A 5,530-nucleotide genomic window follows, 5' to 3' on the forward strand; every position below is an offset into this window, starting at 1 on the left:
CGGCCGACCGGCTCGCCTACCAGGTGACCGACGCCGGAGCCGCCCTCGTCGTGGTCGCCGAACGGAACCCGTTCGGCACCGAAGCGCCCGTCCGCCCCGTCACCCTGGACGAACTCGACCGGCCGGCCGCCGAGCGCGGCCCGCTGCCCGCCGCCGACCCGGACCGCCCCGCCTACGTCATCCACACCTCCGGCTCCACCGGCCGCCCGAAGGCCGTGCGGGTCGACCACCGCAACCTCGCCGCCGTCACCGCGGGCTGGCGCGCCGAGTACCGCCTCGACACCGAGGCCCGGGTGCACCTCCAGATGGCCGGGACCGCCTTCGACGTGTTCTCCGGCGACCTCGCCCGGGCGCTGAGCACCGGCGGCACCCTCGTCCTGGTCGACCGCGACCTGCTGTTCGACACCGCCCGGCTGTACCGCACCATGCGCGAGGAGGCCGTCGACTGCGGCGAGTTCGTGCCCGCCGTCGCCCGCGGCCTGCTGGCCCACTGCGAACGCGAGGGCCTGCGGCTGGACTTCCTGCGGCTGCTGGTCGTCGGCTCCGACTCCTGGAAGGCCGCCGAGCACCGGAGGCTGCGCGCCCTGTGCGGGCCGGACACCCGGCTGGTCAACTCCTACGGCCTGACCGAGGCCACCATCGACACCAGCTACTACGAGGGCGGCGCGGACGCCCTGGAGCCCGGCCGGATGGTGCCGATCGGCCGGCCCTTCCCCAACAGCGCGCTGTACATCCTCGACCACTACGGAGAGCCGGTACCGCCCGGAGTGCCCGGCGAGCTGTGGATCGGCGGCGCCGGTGTCGCCGCCGGCTACCCGAACGACCCGGAGCAGACCACCCGGCGCTTCACCACCCTGGAGCTCGACGGCCCGCCCGTCCGGCTCTACCGCACCGGCGACCTCGGCCACTGGGACGCCCACGGCACCGCCCACCTGCTCGGGCGGATCGACAACCAGGTCAAGGTGCGCGGCCACCGGATCGAGATCGGCGAGATCGAGGCCCACCTCACCGCCCGCCCCGAACTCGCCCAGGCCTGTGTGACGGTCCGTCAGGACGCCACCGGCGAAGCCGTGCTGGCCGCCTACCTGGTCCCCGCCGAGGGGACCACCCTGGACCGCCGGGAACTGCGCCGCCACCTGGCCGAGCACCTGCCCACCGTGATGATCCCCTCCCACCTCACCGAACTGCCCGCCCTGCCGCTCACCCCCAACGGCAAGGTCGACCTGGCCGCCCTGCCCGAGCCCCGGATCGACACCGGCGACGCGCAGCACGAACCGCCCGTCACCCTCTACGAGATCCGCACCGCCGAGCACTGGAGCAACCTGCTCGGCGTGGCGGAGGTCGGCCTCCAGCACGACTTCTTCGAACTCGGCGGCAGCTCCATCCGGCTGATCGAGCTGATCCACCACCTGCAGACCGAGTTCAACATCAGCATCCCGGTCGGCCTGCTCTTCAAGGTCACCACCCTGCACGGGATGGCCCGCACGCTGGAGCAGATCATCACCGGCGAAGTCGCCGGCGGCCAGCCGTACCTCTGGTTCAACCCCGGGGCGCCCGAAGGGCGGACGGTGTTCTGCTTCCCGCCGGCCGGCGGCCACGGCCTGGTCTACCGTCAGCTCGCCGCCCACCTGCCCGACCACCGGCTCGCCGCCTTCAACTACCTCGCCGGCGACGACAAGACCGCCCGCTACGCCGACCTGGTCGAGGAGCTGGAGGAGTCGGGGCCGTACGTCCTGCTCGGCTACTCGCTCGGCGGCAACCTCGCCTTCGAGGTGGCCCGGGAGCTCGAACGCCGAGGCCGTACGGTCAGTTCCGTCCTGGTGGTGGACTCCTACCGGATCCCCGAGCCCTTCGAACTCGGCGAGGAGCACCTGGCCGTCTTCGAGCGCGAACTCCACGAGCACCTGCACCGGCACACCGGCTCCCGGATCGTCGCCCAGGAGACCCTCGAACAGGCCCGGGACTACCTGGCGTTCTGCAGCCGGACGCCCAACCTGGGCGTCCTGAAGGCCCCGCTCAACGTCGTCTGCGAACGGGACCGGCTGGCGCTGCACGCGGGCGGCGAGCACGGCTCCTGGCACGGCGCCTCCAGCGCCGGCACCGCCGTCCACGCCGGGCACGGCAGCCACGCCGAGATGCTCGACGCCGAGTTCGCCGCCCGCAACGCCGAACTGGCGGGCGCCATCCTGGCCGGAGGCACCGCCGATGGCCGGGCCTGAGCGCGGACCGGACTGGTCGAGCCGGGAGCGGGCCCCCGGCGGCCCGCCCCGGGTCATCGTGATCGGCGCGGGCATCGGCGGGCTCTCCACCGGCTGCTACGCGCAGATGAGCGGGCTGGAGACCCGGATCTTCGAGAAGCACGTGCTGCCCGGCGGCTGCTGCACCGCGTGGTCCCGGCACGGCTACCTGTTCGACTACTGCATCGACTGGCTGATCGGCACCGCCGAGGGCACCGGCGCGAACCAGGTGTGGCGCGAACTCGGCGCCCTCGACGGCAAGTCGATCACCCGCTTCGACGTCTTCAACCGCGTCGTCGACGAACACGGCCGCGCCGTCACCTTCTACGGGGACCCGGACCGGCTGGAACAGCACCTGCTGGCCACCGCCCCCGGCGACGCCAAGCCGATCCGCGCCTTCTGCCGGGACCTGCGCCGCTTCGCCGCCATCGACCTGCCCTGGGACCTCACCCCGCCGCCGCTGCGCGGCCCGGCCGAGCGGCTGCGCACCCTGCGCACCGTGCTGCCCGCGTTCCGGCTCTTCTGGCGGACCGCGACGACCCCGATGAGCGGCTTCGCCGAGCGCTTCCAGGACCCTCTGCTGCGGCGGGCGCTGCCCAACATGTTCCTCCAGGAACCGGCCGGCTTCCCGCTGCTGCCATACCTGTACACCCTGGCCGCCGCGCACAACGGCAACGCGGGCTTCCCGCAGGGCGGTTCACTCGGGCTGGCCCGCTCGGTGGAGGAGCGCTACACCTCGCTCGGCGGGGTGATCGGCTACCGCTGCCGGGTGGAGCGGATCCTGGTCGAGGGGGACCGCGCCGTCGGCGTCCAACTCCGGGACGGCTCCCGGCACTTCGCCGACCACGTGGTGGCCGCCTGCGACGGGCCGACGGTGCTCGACCGGCTCCTCGAAGGCCGCTGGTCCAGCCCCGCCACCGACCGGCTGTACGGCGAGCTGCTGGACAAGCCCGGCAACCTGTACCCGGCCGTGGTCTCGGCCTTCGTCGGCGTGGACGGCCCGCTGCCCGAGGGCGAACCGCACAGCACCACCTACCTGCTGCCCCCCGAGCAGGGCGCCCGGCTGCCCGGCTCGCTCCAGCACAGCCTGGTCGTCCAGATGCGCTCGGACTACGCGGAGGGCTTCGCGCCGCCCGGCAAGTCGGTGCTGCACTGCACCTACTTCAGCGACTACCGCTCCTGGAAGGACCTGCGGGTCAGCGACCGCCGCGCCTACCGGGCGCGCAAGCAGGAAGTCGCCGCGTTCGTCCGGGAGTTCCTGGAGCGGACGTACCCGGGGCTCGGCCGCCGGATCGAACTCGTGGACGTCGCCTCCCCGGTGACCACCGAGCGGTTCACCGGCAACACCTACGGCAGCATCCTCGCCTGGCAGGCCTTCTCCGAGGCCGAGGACGCCGCCAACCGGCTGGTCAACCGGGACCGGATGCGGCTGCCCGGGCTGCGAGGCTTCTCGATGGCCGGCCAGTGGGCCGGCCTCGGCGGCCTGATCCGCGCCGCCACCAGCGGCCGGTACGCCGCGCAGTACCTCTGCCGGGAGCTCGGCCGGCCGTTCCGGGCCTGGCCCAGCGACAACCAGGAACCTTGGCACACGGGCAAGTTGGGCAAACTGCCGCAACTCGACCGGGCCACCGTGGGAGTGCCGGAATGACCGGAACGAGTACCAGCAGGCAGACCATGGTGATCGTCGGGGGCGGGCTGGGCGGCCTGTCGACCGGCTGCTACGCGCAGATGAACGGCTACCGCACCACCGTCCTGGAGATGCACGAACTCCCCGGCGGCTGCTGCACGGCCTGGGACCGCGGCGAGTTCACCTTCGACTGCTGCGTGAGCTGGCTGCTCGGCAGCGGCCCCGGCAACGAGATGCACCAGATCTGGCTCGAACTCGGCGCGCTGCAGGGCAAGGTGATGCGCAACTTCGACGTCTTCAACGTGGTGCGCACCAGGGACGGCCGGGCCGTCTACTTCTACTCCGACCCCGACCGCCTCGAAGCGCACCTGCTCGACCTCGCCCCGGAGGACGCCCGGCGGATCCGGCAGTTCTGCGCAGGGCTGCGCAAGTTCCGCCGCGCCCTGGTCCGTTACCCCTTCCTCAAGCCGGTCGGGCTGATGGGCCGGACCGAGCGCTGGCGGATGCTCGCCTCCTTCCTGCCGTACTTCAACGTCATCCGGCGCTCGATCACGGTGCTGATGAGCGACTACTCGGCGCGCTTCCGGAGCCCGCTGCTGCGCGAGGCGTTCAACTTCGTCCTCTACGAGCAGCACCCCAACTTCCCGGTGCTGCCCACTTACTTCCAACTCGCCTCGCACGCCGGGCAGTCGGCCGGGGTGCCGGAGGGCGGCTCGCTCGGGCTGGCCCGCTCGATCGAGCAGCGCTACCGGCGGCTCGGCGGCGAGATCAGCTACAACACCAAGGTGGCCGAGATCCTGGTCGAGCAGGACCGGGCCGTCGGGGTGCGGCTGAGTGACGGACGGGAGATCCGGGCGGACATCGTGGTCGCCGCCTGCGACGGACGCACCACCATGCTGGACCTGCTCAAGGGCCGCTACCTGAACGACACCTACCGGCGGCTGTACACCCGGACCATCACCGAGCCCGGCATGGTCTTCCCCGGCTACCTCACCGTCTTCCTGGGCCTGCGCCGCCCCTTCCCGGCCGGGGACCCGTGCACCACCTACCTGCTGGAGGACGAGGTCGCCGACCGGCTCACCGGCATCCGCCACCCCAGCATCAACGTCCAGTTCCGCAGCCGCCACTACCCCGAGCTGTCGCCCGCCGCGACGACCGTCGTCTACGCCAGCTACTTCTGCGACATCGCCCCCTGGCGGGAGTTGAGCACCGGCCCGGAGCAGGCGCCGCGGCTGCGGCGGGGCGAGGAACTGCACACCCTGCCGGTGGGGCGCGGCCGCGAGTACCAGCGCGAGAAGCGGCGGGTGCGGGACGCCATCGTGGAGTTCCTGGACGGGCACCACCCCGGTCTGCGGGACGCCGTCGCGGTCAAGGACGTGTCCACCCCGCTCACCCAGGTCCGCTACACCGGCAACTACGACGGCACGGTGCTCGGCTGGCAGCCGTTCGTGGAGAGCGGCGAGACCCTGGAGGAGGAGATCAAGCGCAACGGGCCCGGGCTGCCCGGCCTGGCGAACTTCTACCTCTCCGGCGTGTGGGCGACCACCGGGGGACTGATCCGGGCGGCCGCCTCGGGGCGGGGGCGGAGGATAAGCAAAAACACACCCGCGCCCGACAGGGGGCGGCCCAGCCCGGGCGGGGGCAGAGCGCGCGCCCCCCCCCGGCA

The 5,530-nt window shown here is 72.6% G+C and carries 3 protein-coding genes; all 3 read left to right on the top strand.

The features are described 5' to 3' along the window. The coding region (locus ACFV6I_RS32730) for an AMP-binding protein (protein ID WP_380429255.1) at positions 1-2,219 on the top strand (2,219 nt) is incomplete at its 5' end. After that, positions 2,206-3,885: a phytoene desaturase family protein gene (locus ACFV6I_RS32735; RefSeq protein ID WP_380429258.1), complete on the top strand. Its 1,680-nt coding sequence runs from the start codon at positions 2,206-2,208 to the stop codon at positions 3,883-3,885. The genes ACFV6I_RS32730 and ACFV6I_RS32735, both read left to right, overlap by 14 nt. Positions 3,886-3,911: 26 nt before the next feature. Further along, positions 3,912-5,530: phytoene desaturase family protein (locus tag ACFV6I_RS32740; RefSeq protein WP_380429269.1), on the top strand; the 1,619-nt coding region annotated here is incomplete at its 3' end.

This window comes from Kitasatospora sp. NPDC059803 (assembly GCF_042732255.1).
Lineage (GTDB): Bacteria > Actinomycetota > Actinomycetes > Streptomycetales > Streptomycetaceae > Kitasatospora.